This is a genomic window from Nonomuraea longispora, assembly GCF_004348345.1.
GTDB lineage: Bacteria > Actinomycetota > Actinomycetes > Streptosporangiales > Streptosporangiaceae > Nonomuraea > Nonomuraea longispora.
In genome coordinates, this window is the sequence record NZ_SMJZ01000162.1 from 1 (window position 1) to 21,322 (window position 21,322).

At 71.1% G+C, this 21,322-nt stretch carries 20 protein-coding genes and 1 pseudogene; 8 read left to right on the forward strand and 13 right to left on the reverse strand.

Translation table 11 applies throughout. From position 1 onward, the window contains the following. The 4 genes from E1267_RS32195 to E1267_RS32210 form a co-directional block, all read right to left on the reverse strand. Window positions 1-648, reverse strand: a 648-nt coding sequence (locus E1267_RS32195; RefSeq protein ID WP_132338106.1) for a DUF2461 domain-containing protein, incomplete at its 3' end; no start/stop codon positions are given. 36 nt (window positions 649-684) lie between these two features. Further along, the gene (locus E1267_RS32200; protein WP_132338108.1) at window positions 685-1,467 is read right to left on the reverse strand and encodes a polysaccharide deacetylase family protein; all 783 of its coding nucleotides are present in this window, start codon (window positions 1,465-1,467) and stop codon (window positions 685-687) included. A 30-nt stretch (window positions 1,468-1,497) separates the two neighbouring features. Further along, window positions 1,498-1,803, reverse strand: coding sequence for a hypothetical protein (locus tag E1267_RS32205; RefSeq protein WP_132338111.1), 306 nt, complete (start codon window positions 1,801-1,803; stop codon window positions 1,498-1,500). An 82-nt stretch (window positions 1,804-1,885) separates the two neighbouring features. Next, the gene (locus E1267_RS32210) at window positions 1,886-2,461 is read right to left on the reverse strand and encodes a helix-turn-helix domain-containing protein (protein ID WP_132338113.1); all 576 of its coding nucleotides are present in this window, start codon (window positions 2,459-2,461) and stop codon (window positions 1,886-1,888) included. 90 nt (window positions 2,462-2,551) lie between these two features. Between E1267_RS32210 and E1267_RS32215 the strand changes: the two genes are divergently transcribed. The 3 genes from E1267_RS32215 (at window position 2,552) to E1267_RS32225 (ending at window position 5,706) form a co-directional block, all read left to right on the forward strand. Then, window positions 2,552-3,391: a DMT family transporter gene (locus E1267_RS32215; protein ID WP_132338115.1), complete on the forward strand. Its 840-nt coding sequence runs from the start codon at window positions 2,552-2,554 to the stop codon at window positions 3,389-3,391. A 69-nt stretch (window positions 3,392-3,460) separates the two neighbouring features. Further along, the gene (locus tag E1267_RS32220) at window positions 3,461-4,354 is read left to right on the forward strand and encodes an anti-sigma factor RsbA family regulatory protein (RefSeq protein ID WP_281283727.1); all 894 of its coding nucleotides are present in this window, start codon (window positions 3,461-3,463) and stop codon (window positions 4,352-4,354) included. Between the two features lie 164 nt (window positions 4,355-4,518). Then, window positions 4,519-5,706 carry a serine hydrolase domain-containing protein gene (locus E1267_RS32225; protein ID WP_132338120.1) on the forward strand — a complete coding sequence of 396 codons (1,188 nt, stop codon included), beginning with the start codon at window positions 4,519-4,521 and terminating at the stop codon, window positions 5,704-5,706. A 27-nt stretch (window positions 5,707-5,733) separates the two neighbouring features. Here E1267_RS32225 and E1267_RS32230 read toward each other — a convergent pair whose 3' ends face one another. Continuing rightward, window positions 5,734-6,321, reverse strand: coding sequence for a sigma-70 family RNA polymerase sigma factor (locus E1267_RS32230; protein WP_132338123.1), 588 nt, complete (start codon window positions 6,319-6,321; stop codon window positions 5,734-5,736). A 248-nt stretch (window positions 6,322-6,569) separates the two neighbouring features. Here E1267_RS32230 and E1267_RS46765 point away from each other — a divergent pair. Further along, window positions 6,570-6,719, forward strand: a pseudogene (locus tag E1267_RS46765) (PLP-dependent cysteine synthase family protein); the annotation flags it as partial. Window positions 6,720-6,859: 140 nt separating this feature from the next. Here E1267_RS46765 and E1267_RS32235 read toward each other — a convergent pair. Beyond that, the gene (locus tag E1267_RS32235) at window positions 6,860-7,822 is read right to left on the reverse strand and encodes an ABC transporter substrate-binding protein (RefSeq protein ID WP_132338125.1); all 963 of its coding nucleotides are present in this window, start codon (window positions 7,820-7,822) and stop codon (window positions 6,860-6,862) included. 100 nt (window positions 7,823-7,922) lie between these two features. Between E1267_RS32235 and E1267_RS32240 the strand changes: the two genes are divergently transcribed. The 3 genes from E1267_RS32240 to E1267_RS32250 are packed head-to-tail and all read left to right on the forward strand — an operon-like array spanning window position 7,923 to window position 10,797. Then, on the forward strand, window positions 7,923-8,957 hold the full coding sequence (locus E1267_RS32240; RefSeq protein WP_132338127.1) for a FecCD family ABC transporter permease: 1,035 nt from the start codon (window positions 7,923-7,925) through the stop codon (window positions 8,955-8,957). After that, window positions 8,954-9,997: a FecCD family ABC transporter permease gene (locus E1267_RS32245; protein WP_246064391.1), complete on the forward strand. Its 1,044-nt coding sequence runs from the start codon at window positions 8,954-8,956 to the stop codon at window positions 9,995-9,997. Before E1267_RS32240 ends, E1267_RS32245 begins: the two co-directional genes overlap by 4 nt. After that, window positions 9,994-10,797: an ABC transporter ATP-binding protein gene (locus E1267_RS32250; RefSeq protein ID WP_181957870.1), complete on the forward strand. Its 804-nt coding sequence runs from the start codon at window positions 9,994-9,996 to the stop codon at window positions 10,795-10,797. Before E1267_RS32245 ends, E1267_RS32250 begins: the two co-directional genes overlap by 4 nt. On the opposite strand, the gene E1267_RS32255 is transcribed toward E1267_RS32250, so the two are convergent. The 7 genes from E1267_RS32255 to E1267_RS32285 form a co-directional block, all read right to left on the reverse strand. Further along, the gene (locus tag E1267_RS32255; RefSeq protein WP_132338129.1) at window positions 10,718-11,986 is read right to left on the reverse strand and encodes an MFS transporter; all 1,269 of its coding nucleotides are present in this window, start codon (window positions 11,984-11,986) and stop codon (window positions 10,718-10,720) included. The two genes, E1267_RS32250 and E1267_RS32255, sit on opposite strands and share 80 nt — an antisense overlap. A gap of 4 nt (window positions 11,987-11,990) precedes the next feature. Beyond that, window positions 11,991-13,655, reverse strand: coding sequence for a tetratricopeptide repeat protein (locus E1267_RS32260; RefSeq protein ID WP_246064392.1), 1,665 nt, complete (start codon window positions 13,653-13,655; stop codon window positions 11,991-11,993). Window positions 13,656-13,942: 287 nt separating this feature from the next. Further along, window positions 13,943-15,115 (reverse strand): signal recognition particle-docking protein FtsY, encoded by a 1,173-nt coding sequence (gene ftsY / locus E1267_RS32265; RefSeq protein ID WP_132338133.1) that lies wholly within the window; start codon window positions 15,113-15,115, stop codon window positions 13,943-13,945. Window positions 15,116-15,168: 53 nt separating this feature from the next. Next, window positions 15,169-18,861, reverse strand: a complete 3,693-nt coding sequence (gene smc / locus E1267_RS32270; RefSeq protein WP_181957871.1) for a chromosome segregation protein SMC — start codon at window positions 18,859-18,861, stop codon at window positions 15,169-15,171. 174 nt (window positions 18,862-19,035) lie between these two features. Next, window positions 19,036-19,230, reverse strand: coding sequence for a hypothetical protein (locus E1267_RS32275; RefSeq protein WP_090938435.1), 195 nt, complete (start codon window positions 19,228-19,230; stop codon window positions 19,036-19,038). 190 nt (window positions 19,231-19,420) lie between these two features. Next, window positions 19,421-19,735 carry an acylphosphatase gene (locus E1267_RS32280; protein WP_132338145.1) on the reverse strand — a complete coding sequence of 105 codons (315 nt, stop codon included), beginning with the start codon at window positions 19,733-19,735 and terminating at the stop codon, window positions 19,421-19,423. A gap of 17 nt (window positions 19,736-19,752) precedes the next feature. Further along, window positions 19,753-20,655, reverse strand: coding sequence for a LysR family transcriptional regulator (locus E1267_RS32285; protein ID WP_132338137.1), 903 nt, complete (start codon window positions 20,653-20,655; stop codon window positions 19,753-19,755). A 90-nt stretch (window positions 20,656-20,745) separates the two neighbouring features. On the opposite strand from E1267_RS32285, the gene E1267_RS32290 reads away from it, so the two are divergent. Then, window positions 20,746-21,322: MFS transporter (locus E1267_RS32290; RefSeq protein ID WP_132338139.1), on the forward strand; the 577-nt coding region annotated here is incomplete at its 3' end.

Genomic DNA, 21,322 nt, shown 5'->3' on the forward strand with positions numbered 1-21,322 from the left:
GCGGGGCGGCAGTTCGCTGCCTCTCACGTGTGTGCAGAGCCACTCGACCAGGGGCCCGAAGTCGCGCCACGTGCGTGCCACCCGCTCGCGCACCTGCGGCGTGTGCACCCACGGCTCCGGCTCGAAGCGCATCCCCGCGTGCAGCGACCTGTGCCGCAGCAGGTCGATGCGGGGATGGCCGGCGTCGAACCCGCGCGGCCTGGTCTTGAGCCGTTCGCCGTGCAGCGCGTAACCGGCCGCCTCCAGCGACCCGGTGATGGCCTCCAGCGGCTTGCCCGACAGGTCATCGTCGACCGCCGCGCGGTAGCGGGCGACCTGGTCGGGGGCCTTCGTGTAGACGCCGCCCGCGGTGAACAGCCCGGCCGCGCTCAGCTCCACGTAGAGCCCGATGCCCGGCATCAGGTCCACGAACGCGCCCTGATGAGTCTTGTACGGCGACTTGTCCTTGGCGAAGCGCACGTCGCGGTGGGGCCGGAAAAGCTGCGCCGAACCGAACTCCGCGGCCATTTCGTCGGCGAGCGCGAGCATCGGCTCGCGTACGGCCTCCTCGTAAAGCTGTTTGTGCCGGCCGAAGTAGGTCTTCGAGTTGTCCGCCTCCAGCCCCTCGTAGAACAGGAACGCCTCGTCGGGAAAGCCCGTGAACCCCATGCGGACAAGCCTGCCACGCCGCGCGGGCGCTCCGGGTCACCGCCTCATGTACTTCCTGCCGGGGAGCGGGCTCCGGTCGCCGTACAGGTCGGAGACCGTGACGAACGTGAACCCCTTCCGCTCCAGCGCGTCGAGCAGGGCGGGCACGGCCTTGACGCTGGTGCGGTGGATGTCGTGCATCAGGATGATCGACCCGGGCCGGGCCCGCCAGGCCCTCCTGGCCACGATCTCGGGTTCGCGGTCCCGCCAGTCGAAGGTGTCGACGTTCCACAGAATCTGCGCCATGCCCGCGCGGCGGGCCTCGGCCGCGACGCGCTTGTCCGTCAGCCCGTACGGCGGCCGCATCACCTGCATCGTGACCCCGGTGAGCCGGCGCACGAGGCGGCCGGTGTGCCGCAGCTCCCGGTGGAGCTCCTTGCGCCTCAGCTCCGACAGTGCTGGATGGCTCCACGAGTGGTTGCCGAGCTCGTGCCCGTCGGCCACGATGCGCTGCAGGGTCCGCCCGCCGTCCGCGGCCACCATCTCCCCGACCACGAAGAACGTCGCCTTCGCGTCGCGCTCGCTCAGCAGGTCGAGCAGTCGTCCGGTGTGCCGGCCGGGCCCGTCGTCGAAGGTCAGGGCCACGCACTTCTCCCGCCCGCAGTCGACGTGGCGCGGCCAGCCGGGCTGCAGCCGGGCCAGCCGCCTGGCAAGGACGCCGGGATCGATCGGCGGCGGCTGCAGGGGCACGATCGGAGGCTCGGGGAGTTCGGTGCGTACCACCTGGGTGGCGAAGCTCACCAGAGCCAGCAGAGCCAGCGGCAGAGCCCACCCGCGCATGCGTCCCCCCGAAACACCGCGTACGGGGGGCTACGGATAGTCCTGGGCCGGTTTCCCCCGCAGTTTCCTGACCAGGTCGTCCCACCAGAGTGGGATATCGGCCTGCAGTTCCTTGAAGCGACGCGCCACGCGCATGGCACATCCGGCCGGATCCGTATCCGGATGCCGACGTTTCGCCGGTCCTTCCCGCCAGTGGTAAAAGCCATCCCGGTAGCGCACGACCAGGCCTATCCACACCGAGATGGTCGCATCGTCGCCCACGTCGTACGCGCTGGTGATGCCCAGACCGTGGAGCTCCGCCTGGAGTTTCTCCGTCGCCGCTCGGGCCTCACTCACCCGCCACCCCCTGCCGACGTTCCGTACACACCAGTGATGTACCCAGACAACGGGTGCCAGCCGCCCATAAGGGACTTCTCCGTCATTGGTCGGGTGTCTCGCGGGGTTCGGCGACCACCATGACGAATCTGAGCTGCTCCTTGCCGTTGTTCGCGTAGCGGTGGGGGCGGTCGGCGGTGAAGAGCACCGCGTCGTCCTTGCCGATGGTGTGGCTCCTGCCGTAGACGCTGATCGTCAGCTCGCCGTCGAGCACGGTGAGCATCTCACGGGTGCCGGGAGGGTGGGCGTCGCCGTCGTGGTGCTCGCCCGGGGCCAGCCGCCAGTCCCACAACTCCAGGATCATCGGCACGTCCGCGCCCACGAGCAGGCGGGCCTGCACGTCGCCCTGGCGGAACGTGACGACGTCGGCCTTGTCGATGACGCGCACCATGGGCACGTCGGCGACCTCGACGAGTCTGGCCACGGTGACGCCCAGGGCGGAGGCGATCCTGGTGAGCGTGGAGACGCTCGGGTTGGTCCGGCCCTGCTCCACCTGGACGAGCATCCCCCTGCTCACTCCCGACCTGGCGGCCAGCGCGTCGAGCGTCAGCCCGCGGTGGGAGCGCTGCGCCCGGACGTTGTTGGCGATGGCCTGGGTGATCAGCTCGGCGTCCTCCATGGAGTGCAGCCTAGTGAAAAGCTATTGCAGTGTGTTGTACCTAATATGTTGTACTAAGCGTGCAGTGTGTTGGACTGGACGGGGTGCGACATGACGGTGATCCTGGCGGCCGCCTGCGCGGTGGTCTACGGCACGGCCGACTTCTTCGGCGGCCTGGCCACCAAACGAACCCAGGTGCTCTCGGTCGTCGTGCTGTCGCAGATCGCCGGCCTGGCGCTGATCCTGGCCCTGCTGCCGCTGCTGCCCGGCGCGTTCAGCGACACGTCACTGTCATGGGGGCTGGCCGCGGGCACGTCGGGGGCGGCTGGGCTGGTGCTGTTCTACCGGGCGCTGGCCACGGGCGTCATGTCGGTGGTCGCGCCGACGACCGCGGTCACCTCGGCCGCGCTGCCCGTGGTGTTCGGGCTCGCGACCGGCGAGCGGCCGGCGTTCTGGGCGCTGGTCGGGGTCGCGCTGGCGCTGGGCTCGGTGCTGCTGGTCAGCCAGGACAGCTCAGGGGGCGGGCACGGCTCCCTCGCCTCGGTGGCGGCGGCGCTGGCCGCGGGCGCCGGCTTCGGCGGCTTCTTCATCCTGCTCTCCATGGCCTCCCACGAGTCCGGCCTGTGGCCGCTGGTCGGCGCCAGGCTCTCGTCGGTGACCGTGGTGGCCCTGCTCGCCCTGGTCACCCGGCGGACGCTCAGACCCCGGCCGGGGTCGCTGCACATCATCGTCGCCGCGGGCGTGCTCGACATGACGGCGAACGTGCTCTTCCTGCTGGCCCAGCAGGACGGCCTGCTCAGTCTCGTCGCCGTGCTCGTCTCGCTCTACCCCGCCAGCACCCTCCTGCTGGCCCGCCACGTGCTCGGCGAGCGACTGCGGGCCGTCCAGATGACCGGCGTGGCCTGCGCGCTCGGGGCGGTGGCGCTGATAGCCGTTGCACAGCATCCCTAGCCTTGCTACGTTTCGCCCGTGCGCCCTGATCGGGCACGTTCCGGTGATGAGTCGTTGAGGCACGTCGCGGTGCCGTACGGCTCGGACGAGGCTTTCGTGAGCCTCACCGTCCCGCGCGTGCGCGCAGCGCTGGACGCGGGCAGGCGGGTCCTGATGATCACCGGGCCGGCCAAGCTCCGGCTGCTGGCCGACGCCCTGGGCCGCGACGCGGGGCGCGTCGACATCCGCGATTCCATGTCCTGGTACGTCCACCCCTACCGGACCCTGGCCGCCCTGCACGACTACACGCGCGGCCGCCGTACGTTCGTCGTGGGCGAGCCCGTCTGGGAGGGCAGGAGCGAGCGCGGGGTCAGTGAGCTCATCCGCTACGAGTCCGTGATCAACGCCGCGCTCCACACGCGGCCGGCGATCCTGTGGTGCCTCTACGACGTCCGCCACGTGCCCGCGAGCGTGCTCGGCCACAGCCACCTCACCCACCCCCTGCTGCTCGGCCCCGGCGGCGAGGCGCCCTGCGCCCGCTTCGTCGAGCCGCACGACCTGGTGCTGGACCCCGATCGCGCGCCCCTGCCCGAGCCCGGCGGCGACGCGAAGACGTTCGAGTTCACCGCGCGCGAGCTGAAGCGGCTGCGCCGCAGCGTCGGCGAGTACGCCAGGGCGGCCGGCATGGACGGCGACCTCGTCACGTCACTCGTGCTCAGCGCGTCGGAGATCGCGGCCAACAGCATCGAGCACGGCGCCGGCCACGGCACGATCACGCTGTGGGTGGAGGGCGAGGAACTCGTCTGCGAGATCACCGACCCCGGGGGCGCGCTCCACGACCCCCTGCCCGGCTACATACCACCGGAGCCCGGATCTTCCAGGGGATACGGGCTCTGGATCAGCCGGCAACTGTGCGATCTCGTCGAGTTACGCGCGGAGAACGGCCTGTTGCGCGTCCGCCTCCATCTCGCGATGGGGCCGTAGGCGGACGCTCGGTAGCAGCCGACAGGAACGCCGTCACTCGACCGGGCGATGAACTCCCTCTTGGGAGCGAGCCGGAAGATCCCCGGTGACGGCGATCCGGGCGGCCCACTGTGATCGACAGGATGGGGACGTTCCGCAGATCCCCATCTCCTGGAGGCACCGCCATGAAGCGCGCCCATGTCGCCGCCGCTCTCGTCCTCGCCACCCTCTTCCCCGCCGCCGTCCCGGCGCCCGCGACCGCCGGCAGGACACCGTCCACCGTCGCGCCGCAGGTCGAGCTGCCGCCGATCGACCAGGCGGCCCTGAAGCGGAGCATCGCCGGGCTGCCCGCCTCCGACGCCACCGCGGCCGAGGTCAGGGTGGGCGGCGCCAAGGGCTCGTGGCGCGGGTTCACGGGCGTCACCGACCTGCGCACCAACCGCCCGGCGAAAGCGGGCGCCCGGTTCAGGGCGGGCAGCGTGACCAAGGTCTTGACGGTCGCGGTCGTCCTGCAACTCGTCGCCGAGGGCAAGATCTCGCTGGACGACACGGTCCAGCGACGACTGCCCGGCCTGCTGCCGCGCGCGTACCCCGCCGTCAAGGTCGGGCAGCTGCTCAACCACACCAGCGGGCTGCCCTCGCCCGAGATCAGCGCCGACTTCAGGCAGGTCTACGCCACCAGGTTCAGGAAGTGGACGCCGCGGGAGTATGTCCGCGAGGCCGTGAAGAAGCCGATGGAGTTCGCCCCGGGCACGCAGCAGCACTACGTCGACATGAACACGTTCGTCGCGGGCCTGCTCATCGAGAAGGTGACCGGCCGCTCCTACGAGCGTGAGGTGACCACCCGGATCTTCGCCCCTCTCGGCATGCGCGACAGCTATCTGCCGGGCGACTCCGTCCGCATCCGAGGGCGGCACAACCACGGCTACCAGCTCGTCCCCGACAACTTCAAGAACGCCATCAGGTACGGCCGCCACCATGTCGTGGACATGACCGTGACCACTTCCACCTACACCTGGGCCTCCGGCGACCTGATCTCCACCACGGCCGATCTGGAGACATTCGTCAAGGCCCTGTTCGGCGGCAAGGTGGTGCCGGCCGCGCAGCTCGAGCACATGTTCACGGTGCCGCGCGTGCCCACGTACGGCACCGGCGACCCCGCCATGCACACCTCGGGCATGTCCAGGTTGGAGCTGCCCGGCGGCCTCGTGGTCTACGGCAAGACCGGTGCCCGGTACGGCAGCGCGGCCGCCATCGGCGCCACCCGCGACCTGAGCCGGACGGTCGTCTACGCGGTCAACTCCACCGACGCCAAGGCCGTGAGCCAGAACGAGCGCGGCATGGGCATCGTGCTCGCGGCCTTCGCCACGTGACTACGAGAGGCAGCGCCGTGGCTCTGACTAGGCGGCGGCGCTCTGTGCGGGGACGCGTACGGCGCCCTCTTCGCGGGCGTACTCCTCCAGCATGCCGCGCAGCTGGCGGCGGCCGCGGTGGAGGCGGGACATCACGGTGCCGATCGGCGTGCCCATGCGCTCAGCGATCTCCTTGTACGCGAAGCCCTCGACGTCGGCCAGGTAGACGGCCACACGGAAGTCCTCGGGCAGGCTGCGCAGGGCGTTCATCACGATGTTGTCGGGGAGCCGGTCGAGCGCCTCGGTCTCGGCGGACCGCAGCCCGGTCGAGGAGTGGGACTCGGCGGCGTGCAGCTGCCAGTCCTCGATGTCCTCGGCCGCGGACAGCTTGGGCGAGCGCTGCTTCTTGCGGTAGTCGTTGATGAAGTTATTGGTCAGGATGCGGTGCAACCACGCCTTGAGGTTGGTGCCCTCACGGAACTGGTGGTAGGACGTGTACGCCTTCGCCACCGTCTCCTGGACCAGGTCCTCCGCGTCGGCGGTGTTGCGAGTCAGGCGCATGGCGGAGGCGAACAGCTGCGACGTCACGGGCACGACATCCCGTTCGAACCAGTCCTGACGCTGCTCATCGGTCATAGTGATCAAATCAATCCCCCTTGCGCTATCCCCCGTTTCGGCACAAGCCGCCTGACAGCGGTTCCATCATCGCAAGCACCAGGTAAGGGGCGCGTTAGTGCGGTTCCGCCTTGGTCAGAAGGGGTCTTCGTCCATCTGCTCGCGGCGTGCGTGGTCACGTCCACGGCCGGACAAGTCTCATTATCATAACACTACCCACCCAATTTCCCAGTAGGAGTGGCAAGAGTCACAGGGGATAGCGTATAGGCATGAGTCTCGTCGACCGCCATGACCCTGGCGCCCGCCGCTGAGCGGCTGAGGCCGTTGTCGGGGTCGATGCCGACCGTTGTCGCGACACACATCTGCACGTCTTTCCGCTGCCCTCGGGCCGGGGTGTAAACCTCCCCTTGAAAGACGAGCCGATGTGCGTACTAGTTCACGCGGACATCGGGGTTTCTTCGTCCACGGGCCGCGCCGGCGACCGGAAACGGGGGCCGTCGGCGAGCACGCCGACCTCGTACAACACCGGTGACCCGGCCGGCCATTCCCGGACGCGGCATCAGGAGGCGGACCTCACGGGATCGACGGCGAAGAACTTCGCCACGTCGTCCAGCATCGCGTGCGCCCCCTGGATGCCCACGGCGCTCATCCAGGTCAGGTCGCTGACCTCGTGTTTGTCGCCCTTGAGCTTGCCCCACAGCGGGTTGTTCACGAACTTCTCCTTGGGCTCGTCGGACGACGGGTCCGGATAGGTCGCGACGAAGATCTGGTCGGCGTCCAGCTCGGCGATCCGCTCCTGGCTGACGTCCACGGCGATGGCGTCCTGCGCGTTCGGCTGGTCCTGCGGCCGGGGGAACCCGACGTCCTTCATGACCACGCCGGAGTAGGAGTTCTCCACGTAGAGCCGGGTCGTCGGCTCGCCGGCGAAGCGCACGATCGAGATCGTCGGCAGCTCGCCCTCCTTCTCCTTGATCGACGCGCCGATCGTGGCCGCGCGCTTCTCGTACTCCTTGATCCTGGTGTCGGCGAGCGTCTCCTTGCCCAGGGCCCGGCCCATGAGCCTGAGGTTGTCCTTCCAGATGGCCCCGGTGGTCTCGCTGAAGACGGTGGGCGCGATCTTGGAGAGCTTCTCGTACAGTGCCTCGTGGCGGACCTTGGCCGAGACGATCAGGTCGGGCTTGAGCGCGATGATCCTCTCCAGGCTCGGCTGCTCCAGCGTCCCGACCGGGGCGGCCTCCTTGCCGTGCCGCTCGGCGACGGCCCCGAGATAGCCGGGCAGCTCGGTGTCGATCGAGCGGTAGGTGGTGTAGCCCACCACCGGCGTCTCCAGCGTGAGCACCGCGTCGACGAAGCTCTGGTCGAGCGCCACCACCCGCTTCGGCTGCTCCGGGATCACCGTCTTGCCCATGACGTGTTCGACGGTCCTGAAGGGAGCGCTCGGCGAGGCGGCGGGCTCGGCCGAACCGCAGGCGGCCAGCCCTGTGGCGAGGACAGCGCAGACCAGCACGCGCAACGGTCTCATCAGCACCCTTTCGGTCAAGCTAAGGCAAACCTAATTAAGGTTAGCCCAGCCTAAGCTGGCATACTGCACCGGGACCCGGCGAACATCGAGGAGGGCACGGGTGAGCGCAACGGCCGTCGCCCCCCGGATCCGTGGCGTCCGTCACCGACGGCTCACGGTGCTGTTCGCGCTGCTCGCCGCCGTGCTCGTCGCCGTGGTGCTGAGCGTCACCGTCGGTTCCAAGTCCGTGCCGCTCGCCGACGCCTGGCACGCGCTCACCGCGCCCACCGGCACCGAGAACGACATCGTCATCCGCGCGCTGCGTGTCCCGAGGACGGTCCTCGGCGTGCTCGCGGGGGTCGCGCTCGGCGTGGCCGGCGCGCTCATGCAGGGCCACACGCGCAATCCCCTCGCCGATCCCGGCCTGCTCGGGGTGACGCAGGGAGCGGCGTTCGCGATGGTGTCCTCGATCATCCTGCTCGGGGTCTCCAGCCTGCTCGGTTACATCTGGTTCGGCCTGGCGGGGGCGCTGGTGGCGAGCGTCGCGGTGTTCGCGCTCGGCATGACGGGTGGCAAGGGCAGCCCCACCCCGGTCACGCTGGCACTCGCCGGCACCGCCGTCAGCGCCTTCCTCTACGCGCTGACCTCGGCCATCGTGCTGCTCGACGAGCAGGCCATGGACGTCTTCCGTTTCTGGCAGGCGGGCTCGATCGCGGCCAGGGGCGCCGACGTCGTCTGGCAGGTGCTGCCGTTCATCCTGGCGGGCCTCGTGCTGGCCGCGGTCAACGCCCCCGGGCTCAACGCCCTCTCGCTCGGCGAGGACGTCGCGAGGAGCCTCGGCCAGAACATCCCCGTGACCCGCGCCGTCGGCGTCGCCGCCGTCACCCTGCTGTCCGGCGCGTCCGTGGCCGCCTGCGGCTCCCTGGCGTTCGTGGGGCTCATCGTGCCCCACATGACGCGCCCGCTGTCGGGCACCGACCACCGGTGGCTGCTGCCCTACTCCGGCCTCGTCGGCGCGGCGCTGCTGCTGGTCGCCGACGTGGTGGGCCGCGTGGTGGCGCCGCCGGGAGAGCTGGAGGTCGGCGTGGTGCTCGCCCTGCTCGGGGCGCCGTTCTTCGTCGCCCTCGTACGCCGCAGGAAGCCGGTGCGCCTGTGACCACGCTCCCCCTCCGCGTCGGCGGCCTGTCCTGGCAGGTACGCCCCCGCGCCGTCGTGCTCACCCTGGCGGGGCTGGTGCTGCTCGCCCTGCTCATGGCGCTCAACATGCGCATCGGCGACCTCGAGATGAACCTCGCCGACGTGGTCACCGGCACGTTCGACGCCGACAGCGCCGGCCACTTCGTCATCATGGAGCTGCGCCTGCCCCGCGCACTCACCGGGGCCCTCGTCGGCGCCGCGCTCGCGCTGTCCGGGGCGATCATCCAGTCCATCGCCCGCAACCCGCTGGCCAGCCCGGAGATCCTCGGCGTCACCACCGGCGCCTCCGTCACGGTCGTGGCCGGCGTGGTGGCCAGCGGCAGCGTCTACGGCGGTGTCAGCGGCCTGCTGTCCACCCTCGGCATCCCCGCGCTCGCCCTGCTCGGCGGCCTGCTCGGCGCCGCCGTCGTCTACGGCCTGGCGTGGCGGCGCGGCCTCGACGGCTACCGCCTGGTGCTGGTCGGCATCGGCGTGGCCGCGGTGTTCACCAACGTCAAGTTCTGGCTGCTCACGGTCGGCGACGTCAACGACACCAGCCGCGCCATGATCTGGATCAGCGGCTCGCTCAACGGCCGCGGATGGGAGCACGTGACGCCCACGGCGCTGGCACTGGCCGTCCTGGTGCCGCTGACGCTGCTCGGCACCCGCTCCCTCGACGCCCTGCGCTTCGGCGACGAGACGGTCACCGCCCTCGGCGTGCGCATGAATCCGGCCCGCGCCCTGCTGATCCTCGCCGCCGTGCTGCTGGCCGCCGTGGCCACCGCGTCGGCCGGCCCGATCGCCTTCGTGGCGCTCGCCTCGCCCCAGATCGCGCTCAGGCTCGTCCGGGCGGGCCGGCCGCCGCTGCTGTGCTCGGCGGTGATCGGCGGCGTGCTCACCACGGGCGCCGATCTGATCGCCCGCACCGCTTTCTCCCCGCTCGAACTGCCCGTCGGCATCGTCACCGCCGTCCTGGGCGCGCCCTACCTGATCCACCTGATCTGGAGGTCACGCAAGTGAGACTGCAGGCCGCCGGCGTCAAGCTCGGGTACGGCGAGCGCATCGTCGTCGACGGGCTCGACCTCGGTATCGAGGCGGGCACCGCGACCACCATCATCGGCCCCAACGGCTGCGGCAAGTCCACCCTGCTGCGCGCGCTCGGCCGCCTGCTCAAGCCGCAGGGCGGCGAGGTGCTGCTCGACGGCAAACGCATCGACAAGATTCCCACCCGCGAGGTCGCCAAGATCCTCGGCGTGCTCCCGCAGGCGCCCATCGCACCCGAGGGGCTGACCGTGGCCGACCTCGTGGCGAGGGGCCGGCATCCCCACCAGACGTGGTATCGCCAGTGGTCCTCCGACGACGAGGGCGCCGTCACCGAGGCGCTCGACATGACGGGCCTCGCCGACCTGGCCGAACGGCCCCTGGACGAGCTGTCGGGCGGGCAGCGGCAGCGGGCGTGGATCTCCATGGCCCTGGCCCAGGGCACCGACCTGCTCCTGCTCGACGAGCCCACGACCTTCCTCGACCTCGCCCACCAGGTCGAGGTCCTGGAGCTCGTACGCCACCTGCACCGGCAGGCCGGGCGCACGGTCGTCATGGTCCTGCACGACCTCAACCTGGCCGCACGCTACGCCGACCGGCTGGTGGCCATGCGCGGCGGGCGGGTGATCTCCTCGGGCACCCCGCACGAGGTGCTGACCGAGGAGCTGCTGGGCGAGGTGTTCGAACTGGACGCCAAGGTCATCGAGGATCCGGTGGCCGGCACTCCCCTGGTGGTGCCGATCGGCCCCCGTACGCGTCCCGCAGGGCCGGCAGCCTGAGCCGGCCGAGCGGCGTGTTCGCCATGACGGCGGCGATGGCCAGCCAGCCGACCCCCGCGGCCACCATCAGCGCGTACGCGTTGCGCGCCTCCTGCTCGAACACGCCCGTGGCCAGCGAAGCGAGCGGGATGGACAGGAAGGCGACCATCCTGGCCATGCCGAGCACCCGTCCCAGCAGATGGTCGGGGACGAGCAGCTGGCGCACGGTCGCGACGGCCACGATCGACGTACCGGCGGCGGCGAACTGCCCCATCCAGGCGAGTCCGATCAGCACGGGGCCGCGCGCGGCGATCATGGCCAGCATCGACAGACCGCCCGCGACGACGGCCCAGCAGATCACCGGCCCCGGCGGACACCTGCGCAGCAACCGGCTGCCGAGCACCGCCCCGAGCACCGCGCCCGCCCCCTGGAAGGCGTAGACGACGCCGATCTCCTCCGCGGTGAACCCGTGATAGGAGCTGAGGTAGTAGACGAGCCCCGCCAGCAGCAGCCAGACCGCGAAGTTGCACGCCGCGGTCGCGAGCGCGGTGGTGAGCACCACCTTGTCGCCGCGGAACAGGAAGCCGATGCCCTCCTGCATGTCCGCGAGCATCGAGCGGCCCATCAGGGTGGCGCGGCTCGTCACCACGCCCCGTGCCACCCTGACGGGCAGGATCAGCAGCGCCGACAGCAGGAACGTACCCGCGTCCACGTAGATGGCGGCCTGATGGCCGAGGCCCACGACGAGCGCGCCGCCGGCCACGGGGCCGATCATGTTCACCGCGTGCTCGCCCATGTGGATCCGCGCGTTGGCCTGCGGCAGCCGCTCCACCGGAACCAGCGAGGGCACGATCGAGCGGAACGCGGGCTGGTAGAGGGGATCGACGCAGGCCAGCAGGAACGCCAGCGCGTAGATCGGCCAGAGCTGGCGTACGCCGGCCGTCACGATGACCGCGAGCAGTACGGTGACCGCGGCGGAGGCCAGGTCGCCGAGCACGAGCAGCCGCCGCCGGTCGACCCGGTCCGCGAGCACCCCGCCGAGCATGCCGAGCGCGACGTACGGGAGGTATTCCATGGCGTACACGAGCCCGGTGCCGAGGGCGGAGCCGGTCAGGTCATAGACCAGGAGCGGGAGGGCCAGCCGGTAGATCCAGGTGCCGAGCGAGGAGGCGAGGAAAGCGCTGAGCAGGAGCCAGTAGCGCCGTCCCATGGGATCACACCTCGGTGAGAGCCTGCCCGATGTCGCTGTCGCCGGGCGCCAGGACCGCGGCCCTGAGCAGATCGTCGCGGGCGTCGTCCGGGCGTCCCGCGGCCCGGTGCACCACCGCCCGGTTGAACAGCAGCTCGGCCGTCTCCTCCCGCTTGAGCGCGCTGGTCAGGTCGGCAAGGGCCGCGCCGTGGTCACCGAGGTCGAAGGCCAGCTCGGCCCGCCCGGCCCAGGCCGCCACCAGGTCGGGGTCGAGCTCCAGGGCCCGGTCGAAGGCGGACCGCGCCTCCTGGTGGCGCCTTTCTGCCAGCTCGACCTGGCCGAGCACGCACATCAGGTGCGGATCTCGCGGCGCGAGCCGCAGCCCTCGCTCGACGTCCTGCCGCGCCTCGGCGTACGCGCCGGCCGCCGCGCTCAGTCCTGACCTGTTCACGTACGCGGGCGCGAACTCGGGGTCCAGCTCCAGCGTGTGGTCCAGGTCGGCGCGGGCGCCGGCGACGTCGCCCGCCGCGTAGCGCAGCTCGGACCGGTTGTAGTACGCCTCGGGGAAGGGCGGGCTGAGACGCATGACGGCCTCGTAGTCGGCCAGCGCCTCCTCGTCGCGGCCCAGCTTGTGCAGCAGGTTTCCCCGGTCGAGGTAGTAGTCGGGGTAGCCGGGGTCGGCCTCCACCGCGCGCGTGTAGTCGGCCAGCGCCTCCTCCGCGCGGCCCGTCATGGCGAGCAGCTGACCCCTGTTGGCGTGGAGCACGAGCTTGTGGATGGGGTGCTCGCCCGGCAGGTCGGCCTCGGCCAGGTCGATGGCCTGCTGCACCAGCTCCATCGCGGCGGCCGGCCGGCCCCTGCGCACCTCGACCAGGGCCTTGCCGTTGAGGTCGAACCCGAGGTGGAAGGCCCGCTCCCTGCGGTCGGGCAGCAAAGACGTGATCGTGATGGCCTCGTTGACCCAGGCCAGCGCCTGCTCGGGGTCGCGTCGCGCGGGGTCGTGGTGGCGTACGAGGATCATGGCGGTGGCGTAGGCGACGGTGGCGCGGTGTTTGGGGTCGGTGCTCTCGCGCCTGGCGCGGTCGTAGAGCTCGCGGGCCTCGTCCTCGCGCTCGATGGCCTCCAGCGAGGCGGCGACGCGCTGCAGGAGCTGCCGCCACCGCTCCGGGTCGGCGCCGTACGCCATGCCGCACAGCGCCTCCAGGCCCGACTCGGCCATCGCATGGTGGAAACCCTCGTCGCGGTAGCGGTCGAAGTCGGCCGGTCGCGCCCCGGCCGACGGCACCCCAGGGCCTTCCTCGATCCGCAGCAGAGCGGGGTCGACGCGGCGCCGCAGCACGGCGACGAACTCGGCGTCGGTGTGGTCGGCGGCGTCGAGGTTCGCCACGGTCACGGTGAGCGGGCGCGCACGGTCGAGGTGGTCGCGGACGAACTCGGCCAGCCCGTTGGCGATCCTGAGGCTGCGCCGGGCTGCGGGAATGAGAATGCGCTGCGCCCGGGGCAGATCGTCGGCCAGCGAGCGCCTGCGCGCGGGGACGGCGTCGCGGAGTTTCGGCGCGGCCGTGCGAATCTCGATGTCGTGGGCTGCGGCCAGCTCGGGGTGCCGTTCCAGCGCGGCCGGGACCAGATGGCCGAGCAGCCCGGCGGCGAGCGTGTAGGGGCCGCCGAGGCGGCGGTCCGCGTTCAGCATGATCGTGTCCACACGACCCCATTTCCGTGGCAGGCAATGGCCGGCGCCCGTCAGCAGACGCCGGCCGAGTACGTCAGCTGCCGTGCCTCGGCGCTGCCGCGGCGGTCGGCTTCACGGTGCCGGGCCGGTGAACAATGATCTTCTTCATGGCTGCCCTTTCGTCGTCGAATGCAACCGAGCACTCAGGTTGGTGACCGATACATGTCAGCACATGAAAAAGACATCGATCAATGCTTATCTGGTAAGGGGTATTTCAGCAACAATTACGGGCATGCCGGAAATTGTCCTCAGTCGCCGAGAATCGCGTCCACGAAGACTTCGGGATCGAACGGCGCCAGATCGTCGGGCCCCTCGCCCAGCCCCACGAGCTTGACCGGCACCCCCAGCTCCCGCTGCACCGAGATCACGATGCCGCCCTTGGCGGTGCCGTCGAGCTTGGTCAGCGCGATGCCGGTGATGTTGACCACCTCGGCGAACACCTGCGCCTGGCGCATGCCGTTCTGGCCGGTGGTGGCGTCGAGCACGAGCAGCACCTCGTCGACCGTGGCCTTCTTCTCGATGACCCGCTTGACCTTGCCCAGCTCGTCCATGAGGCCGGTCTTGGTGTGCAGACGGCCCGCGGTGTCGACGATCACGACGTCGACCTTCTCCTCCGTGCCCTTGGCGACCGCGTCGAAGGCCACGGAGGCCGGGTCGCCGCCCTCGGGACCGCGCACCGTGTCGGCGCCGACCCGCTCGCCCCAGGTCTGGAGCTGATCGGCGGCGGCCGCGCGGAAGGTGTCGGCCGCGCCGAGCACCACCCTCTTGCCGTCGCCGACGAGGGAGCGTGCGAGCTTGCCCGTGGTGGTGGTCTTGCCGGTGCCGTTGACGCCCACGACCAGCACCACCGCGGGCCGTTCACCGTGCTTGCGCACGTGCAGCGTGCGGTCGAGACCTGGGCCGATCTGCGCGAGCAACTGCTCGCGCAGCAGGCCGCGCACCTCGTCGGGCGTGCGGCTGCCCAGCACCTTGACCTTGGTACGCAGCTCCTCGACCATGACCTGAGTCGGCGCGACGCCCACGTCGGCGGTGATCAGGCTCTCTTCGATCTCGTCCCACACGTCGTCGTCGAGCCGGTCACGGGAGAGCAGCTCCAGCAGCCCGCGGCCGAGGGCGCTCTGCGAGCGCGCGAGCCGCGAACGCAGCCGCACCATCCGGCCCGCGGACGGCGGCGGCACCTCCACCTCGGGCTCCACCACGACCGGCTCGGCCGGCTTGGCCGGAGGCGGCAGCGTGGTGGTCGCGCCCTCGTCCTCCGCGCCCGTTCCCGCCGGCCGCTTCTCCTCGGGAAGCACCGGGGTCTCGGGCGGCTTGACCGGCGGCGGCGCTTTTCGGCCGGGCCGGAAGAGCAGGAACAGACCGCCGGCCGCCAGCAGGGCGACGACGGCCACGATCACGATGACGCCGAGGTAACCATCCACAAGATGTCAGTTTTCCAGATCGACCGCCATGGTCATGCCCAAGGCCACACCTATCAGGCAGACTCGCGTTCTCTGAGCCGCTGGCTGACCACCTGTGTGACGCCGTCGCCGCGCATCGACACGCCGTAGAGGGCGTCGGCGATCTCCATCGTGCGCTTGTTGTGCGTGATCACGATCAGCTGCGAGCTCTGCCGCAACTCCTCGAACAACCTCAGCAGGCGCTGCGTGTTGGTGTCGTCGAGCGCGGCCTCGACCTCGTCCATCACGTAGAACGGCGACGGCCGGGCCTTGAAGATGGAGATCAGGAACGCCACCGCCGTCAGCGAACGCTCCCCGCCCGACAGCAGCGACAGCCGCTTGACCTTCTTGCCCGGCGGCCTCGCCTCGACCTCGATGCCGGTGGTCAGCATGTCGGCCGGTTCGGTGAGCACCAGCCGACCCTCGCCCCCGGGGAAGACCCTGGTGAAGATCTGCTCGAACTCCCTCGCCACGTCGTCGAAGGCCGAGGCGAACATCTGCTCGACCCGGTCGTCGACCTCCTTGACCACGGTCAGCAGGTCGCGCCGGGTCTTCTTGAGGTCTTCGAGCTGCGAGGTGAGGAAGGCGTGGCGCTCCTCCAGCGCCGCGAACTCCTCCAGCGCCAGCGGGTTGACCTTGCCGAGCTGGTTCATCTGCCGCTCGGCCGCCCTGGCTCGCTTCTCCTGCTCCTCGCGTACGTACGGCACGGGCGGGTCGCCGGGCACCGGGGCGTCGGGGCCGTACTCGGAGATCAGGGAGTCGATCTCGACGCCGTACTCCTCCAGCGCCCGCTGCTCCATCTGTTCCAGCCGCAGGCGCTGCTCGGTGCGGGCCACCTCGCTGCCGTGCACCCGGTTGACCAGTTTGTCCAGCTCCTGGCCGAGCTCGCGCACGCGCAGGCGCACCTGCTTGAGCTCGGCGTCGACGGCGACCCTGGTGAGGTCGGCCTCGTCGCGTTCCTTGGCCGCGAGCTGGACGGAGGTCGTCAGCGCCCCGAGCACCCGCCTGGCGCCCTTGCTGACGGCCTCGGCCACGGCGGCCTGCCGCCTGCGCCTGGCGCGCTGGGCGGCCGCCTGGGCGCGCTCCTGGCGCTCGCGCTGAGCGGCCCGCACCAGCCCGTCGGCGCGGCCCTCGATGCCCTTGACCCGCTCCTCGGCGGTGCGCACCTGCAGACGGGTGTCCATCTCACGCTGCCTCGCGACCTCGCAGGCGCTCGCCAGCTCGTCGCGGCCGTCGGTGGTGGGCTCCGACTCCAGCTCCTGGGCGTATTCGGCCTCGGCCAGCCGGATCTCCAGCTCGGCCAGCTCCTCCAGACCCTCCGCGCGGGCCTCCTCCGCCTTGGTGACGCTCCTCGCCAGGCGCTCGGCCTCGGCGCGGGCCGCCCCGGCGGCGGCCTCCAGCTGGGCCAGCTGCCTGGCGGCCGCGGCGTTGCGCTGGTCGGCCTCGCGCTGGCGGCTTCTCACCTGGTCGAGCGTGGCCTGCGCGGCGCTCACACCGGCCTGGGCGGTCGTGACGGCGGTCTGGGCCTCGGTGACGCGGGCCTGCGCGGCCTCCAGTTCCGTCTGGGCGGCCTGCTCCCGGGCGATCGCCTCGTCCAGGACACGGGCGGTCTCCTCCGCCCTGCCTCCGGCCTCCTCCAGGTCCGCGACCGCCTCGTCGAGGGCCGCGCGCACCTGGAGCACGGAGGTGCCGCCGTCGGACCCGCCGTCCGCGACGTAAGCGCCGACCAGGTCGCCGTCCGTGGTGACGGCCCGCAGGCCGGGATGGCGTTCGACCAGCTCGCGCGCGGCTTTGAGGTTGTCGACGACCGCCACGTCGGCCAGCACGTGGTCGAGGGCGGGTCGGAGATGGCCGGGCACGGTGACGAGGTCTGCCGCCCAGCGGCTGCCGTCGGGGGCGCTCCCCCGCTCCCGCGGCGCCGCTCCCGCCTCCTCCGCGGGCCGGTCGGCGACCAGGAGGGTGGCCTGGCCCATGTCCTGGGCGCGGAGCAGGTCGATGGCCTCGACGGCCGTGTCGAGGGACCTGACGGTGATCGCCTCGACGATCGGACCGAGCACGGCTGCCACGGCCGGCTCCGCCCCCGGAGTGACCTGCATGGCGGCCGCCAGCGGGCCGAGCACCCCTTCCAGGCCGGCGTCCAGCAGGGCCGGGCCGCCGTCGCCCCTGGCCAGCCCCAGCTCCAGAGCCTCACGGCGGGCGGTCAGCGCGGCCACCGCGCGCTGGGCCTCCTGGTCGGCGGCGCGCGCCGCGGTCATCGCCGTCTTCGCCGTCTGGAGGGCGGCCCGAGGCGCGTCGAGGCAGGACCTGGCCTCCTCCGCGGCCGATCGCGCCTCGTCGGCGACCGCCGCGACCTCCTCGACCATGGCCTGCGCCGTGGCCAGTTCCTCGGCCAGTGCGGGGTCGGCGGCGGGCTCCTCCAGCCGTCGCGCCTCCAGATCCTCCACGGCCTGGCGTTCGCGCTCGCTCGCGTCGGCCACCGCCGCCTGGAGCCTGCCGATCTCCTCCTCGGCGGCCCTGGCCCTGCTGCGTACGGAATCGACCCGGCCGCGCAGCTTGGCCAGCCCTTCGCGGCGGTCGGCGGCGGCCCTGGCGGCCATCGCGAGCCGCTGCTCCTCGGCGTTCAGCTCGGCCTCGGCCTCGGAGCGCCGCTGGACGGCCTCCTCCAGGAGCTCGTGCGCGTGGTCGAGCTCGGCCTTGAGTATCAGCTCCCGCTCGCGGGCCTCGGCCGCCTCGCGCTCCAGCTCCTCGGGGTCGCGGCCCCTGCGCTCGATGGCGGCGGCGTCGAGAGCGTGCCGGTGGCGTTCGGCGGCGAGTTGTTCGAGGCCCGTCACGCGCTCGCGCAGGGACGAGAGCCTGAAGTAGGTCTCCTGGGCGGCGGCCAGCCTGGGCTGGGCCTCGGCCTCGGCGGCCTCCAGCGCGGACTCGCGCTGCTGGCCCTCCGCCAGCTCGGCCTCGACCTGGTTGCGCCTGGCCGTGATCGCGGCCTCGTCGGCGGCCTCGCGCTCCAGGGTGACGCGCAGCGTGGCCACGTCGTCGGCCAGCAGCCTGAGCCTGGCGTCACGCAGGTCGGCCTGGATGACGGCGGCCTTGCGGGCGATCTCGGCCTGGCGGCCCAGCGGTTTGAGCTGACGGCGCAGCTCCGTGGTGAGGTCCTGCACGCGGGTCAGGTTGGCCTGCATGGCGTCGAGCTTGCGCAGCGCCTTTTCCTTGCGCTTGCGGTGCTTGAGCACGCCCGCGGCCTCTTCGATGAACGCCCTCCGGTCCTCGGGCCCCGCGTGCAGCACGGCGTCGAGCTGGCCCTGCCCGACGATGACGTGCATCTCGCGGCCGATGCCCGAGTCGGACAGCAGTTCCTGGATGTCGAGCAGGCGGCAGGTGTCGCCGTTGATCGCGTATTCGCTCTGCCCCGACCGGAACATCAGCCGGCTGATCGTGACCTCGGTGTAGTCGATCGGCAGCGCGCCGTCGCTGTTGTCGATGGTCAGGGTCACCTCGGCGCGCCCGAGCGGGGGCCTGGAGGAGGTGCCGGCGAAGATGACGTCCTCCATCTTGCCGCCGCGCAGCGACTTGGCGCTGTGCTCGCCCATGACCCAGGCCAGGGCGTCGACGACGTTGGACTTGCCCGAGCCGTTGGGGCCGACGACGCAGGTGATGCCGGGCTCGAACCGCAGGGCGGTCGCGGAGGCGAAGGACTTGAAACCACGCAGGGTGAGGGTCTTCAAATACAAGCGCGACCCCCTTCTCCCTAGACGACCTCGGAAAAGACTACTGGTCCCTGATGCCCGTCGCGGGCGCATGCCGTCGGAACCGGCGCGACCTGGGCAAAGGAAGCTTTCCGAACAGGAGAAAATAACAAGGGACGCCTCTTCGAGACGTCCCTGGGTCTTGCGCTCCGATCACTCTCAGGTGAGTGCCGGCTCGCGCTCTTGCATGCGACTTAGCGCTTCGTCGCGGGTTTGCGCCGCAAGAGCGTCATTCGTGGCCTGAAGTCGGATGAGTTCTGCCTCCAGATCCCGGATACGCTGCTGCAGGCGGCGCATTTCCGAGACCATTCGAGGGTCAGGACCGCCGACGTGGCCGAGTAGAGCCTTCGCCATGGTAAAGGGTCCTCCACGCTGAGTGACCAGACTGGTTCGCGCACTTCTATTCCGCGGGAGGGGTGCGCGTGGTACTTAACAAGAGTCGCACCGGCAGTGTGGGCGGTCAAGTCGATCGAACCGCTGAGCCCTACTGATGGGCACTCCCGACATACAACTATACCCCATTTGGGGGGTTTAAGGGAAGTCGCTATCGCTCCACAAAACCGCCCAAACTACCTCGCGGTTCACTCCAACGTTCCGCTACTCCATCGACCCTGCCCGGCGTGTCGCAACCTCTGAGCAACTCCAGCAGCTTGACGCACGCCGACCGTGGCCCCTCGGCGACCACCTCCACCCGGCCGTCCTCGGTGTTGCGCGCCCATCCCGCCAGTCCGAGCTCGAGCGCCCTGGCCCGGGTCCACCAGCGGAACCCCACACCCTGGACCCTCCCCCGCACCCAGGCGGTCATCCGGACGGCTTCCCAGCTTTCCGAACTTTCCGTATTTTTCGTGTCCTGCGGCATCTGTTCTCCCGTGGGTGTCACGCCACCATGGCCTCCGACCCGAGCGCGTGCCGGGCCGCCGCCTCGCCGAACGCCCGGATCGCCACCGTCTCGGCCGCCCGCACCCAGGCCAGCCCGAGGATCGAAGGAGGCAGGCCGGTGACGGCGACGAAGCTCACGTCAGGGCGCCTGTGGTGGGCCGCCGTGGGGGCGCAGAACAACATGCCGCCCCGGCCGAGCGCCACCTGGGTCAGGCCCTCCTGGCTCGTGGTCACCGTACCCGCCAGGGGGATCGGGCGTCCCGAAGGGGTCGCGGACGGCGCCACGCGTTCCCGCCAGGCGCGGGGCGCGGAGCCGTCCAGGCCGATCAGGGGCAGGCCCGCCAGTTCCTCCGCGCCGATGCCCGCCCGGCCGGCCAGAGGATGCCGGGTGGAGACGCCCAGCTCGTACGACACCCGGTTCAGGCCCTCGCCCGTCGCCAGGTCGGGCTCGTCGACGGGCAGCAGCGTGAACGCGATGTCCACCTGTCCGGCCCGCAACCTGCCGAACGGGTCGGACATCGGGATCTCCACCAGCTCGACCTCGCAGCCGGGGTAGCGGCTCTCGAAGGCGCGTACGCCGCCCGTGACGACGTCCGTGGGCGTGGCCAGGAACCCTACCCTGAGCACGCCCGTCACCTCGCGCGCGGCCGCCTTGGCCCGGCTCACGGCCGCGCCCAGCCCTTCGTAGGCCGGCCTCAGATCGGCCAGGAACCGTTCGCCGAGCGGCGTCAGCCGCACCCGCCTGCTGGTCCGGTGGAAGAGCCGGCCCCCGATCCTGGCCTCCAGCGAGCGCATGAGCTGGCTCACCCGGCCCGGCGACAGGTAGAGGCGCTCGGCCGTACGCGCGAAGTGCAGCTCCTCGCTGAGCGCCACGAAGCACTCCAGCTCCCTGAAGTCCATCCCCACCTCCGCCGATCGCTTAGCCTGCCTAAAGCAAGCTTTCGACCTTCGCCATTGTTCCCGCCCACGGGCGCGAGAAGGCTGAAGGCCATGACGTTGACTCATGTACGCGCCGCCACCCAGGCGCGCTGGCCCGCCGTGATCTCGGTCGCGGTCGGCACTTTCACCATCGTGACCAGCGAGATGCTGCCCGTCGGGCTGCTGACCTCGATCTCCTCCGACCTGCGCGTCTCCGACGGCACCGCCGGGCTGATGATGACGGCGCCGGGGCTCGTCGCGGCGCTCTCCGCGCCGCTGACGGCGGTGACCACCCGCCGCCTCGACCGGCGGTTCACACTGCTCGGGCTGATGGCGTTGCTGGCGGTGGCGAACCTGGCGGGCGCGCTCGCCCAGAGCCATCCCGTGATGATGGCCGCCCGGGTGCTGACCGGGGTGAGCATCGGCGGCTTCTGGGCGTTCGCGGCCGGGCTGGCGCCGCGGCTGGTGCCCGGCCGGTCGGTCGGACGCGCCACGTCGGTCATCTTGTCCGGCGTGTCGGTGGCGTCGGTGCTGGGGGTGCCCGCGGCCACGTTCGTGGCGTCGTTCGCGGGGTGGCGCAGCGCGTTCCTCGCCATGGGGGCGCTGGCACTCGTGCTGCTCGCCGTACTGGCCGCCACCCTGCCGCCGC

Excerpts from the sequence above, each read along its gene's own strand:
- E1267_RS32200 (WP_132338108.1), bottom strand. The coding sequence starts at position 1,467 with ATGCGCGGGTGGGCTCTGCCGCTGGCTCTGCTGGCTCTGGTGAGCTTC.
- E1267_RS32210 (WP_132338113.1), bottom strand. The coding sequence starts at position 2,461 with ATGGAGGACGCCGAGCTGATCACCCAGGCCATCGCCAACAACGTCCGG.
- E1267_RS32215 (WP_132338115.1), top strand. The coding sequence starts at position 2,552 with ATGACGGTGATCCTGGCGGCCGCCTGCGCGGTGGTCTACGGCACGGCC.
- E1267_RS32225 (WP_132338120.1), top strand. The coding sequence starts at position 4,519 with ATGAAGCGCGCCCATGTCGCCGCCGCTCTCGTCCTCGCCACCCTCTTC.
- E1267_RS32230 (WP_132338123.1), bottom strand. The coding sequence starts at position 6,321 with ATGACCGATGAGCAGCGTCAGGACTGGTTCGAACGGGATGTCGTGCCC.
- E1267_RS32235 (WP_132338125.1), bottom strand. The coding sequence starts at position 7,822 with ATGAGACCGTTGCGCGTGCTGGTCTGCGCTGTCCTCGCCACAGGGCTG.
- E1267_RS32255 (WP_132338129.1), bottom strand. The coding sequence starts at position 11,986 with ATGGGACGGCGCTACTGGCTCCTGCTCAGCGCTTTCCTCGCCTCCTCG.
- E1267_RS32260 (WP_246064392.1), bottom strand. The coding sequence starts at position 13,655 with ATGCTGAACGCGGACCGCCGCCTCGGCGGCCCCTACACGCTCGCCGCC.
- E1267_RS32275 (WP_090938435.1), bottom strand. The coding sequence starts at position 19,230 with ATGGCGAAGGCTCTACTCGGCCACGTCGGCGGTCCTGACCCTCGAATG.
- E1267_RS32280 (WP_132338145.1), bottom strand. The coding sequence starts at position 19,735 with ATGCCGCAGGACACGAAAAATACGGAAAGTTCGGAAAGCTGGGAAGCC.
- E1267_RS32285 (WP_132338137.1), bottom strand. The coding sequence starts at position 20,655 with ATGGACTTCAGGGAGCTGGAGTGCTTCGTGGCGCTCAGCGAGGAGCTG.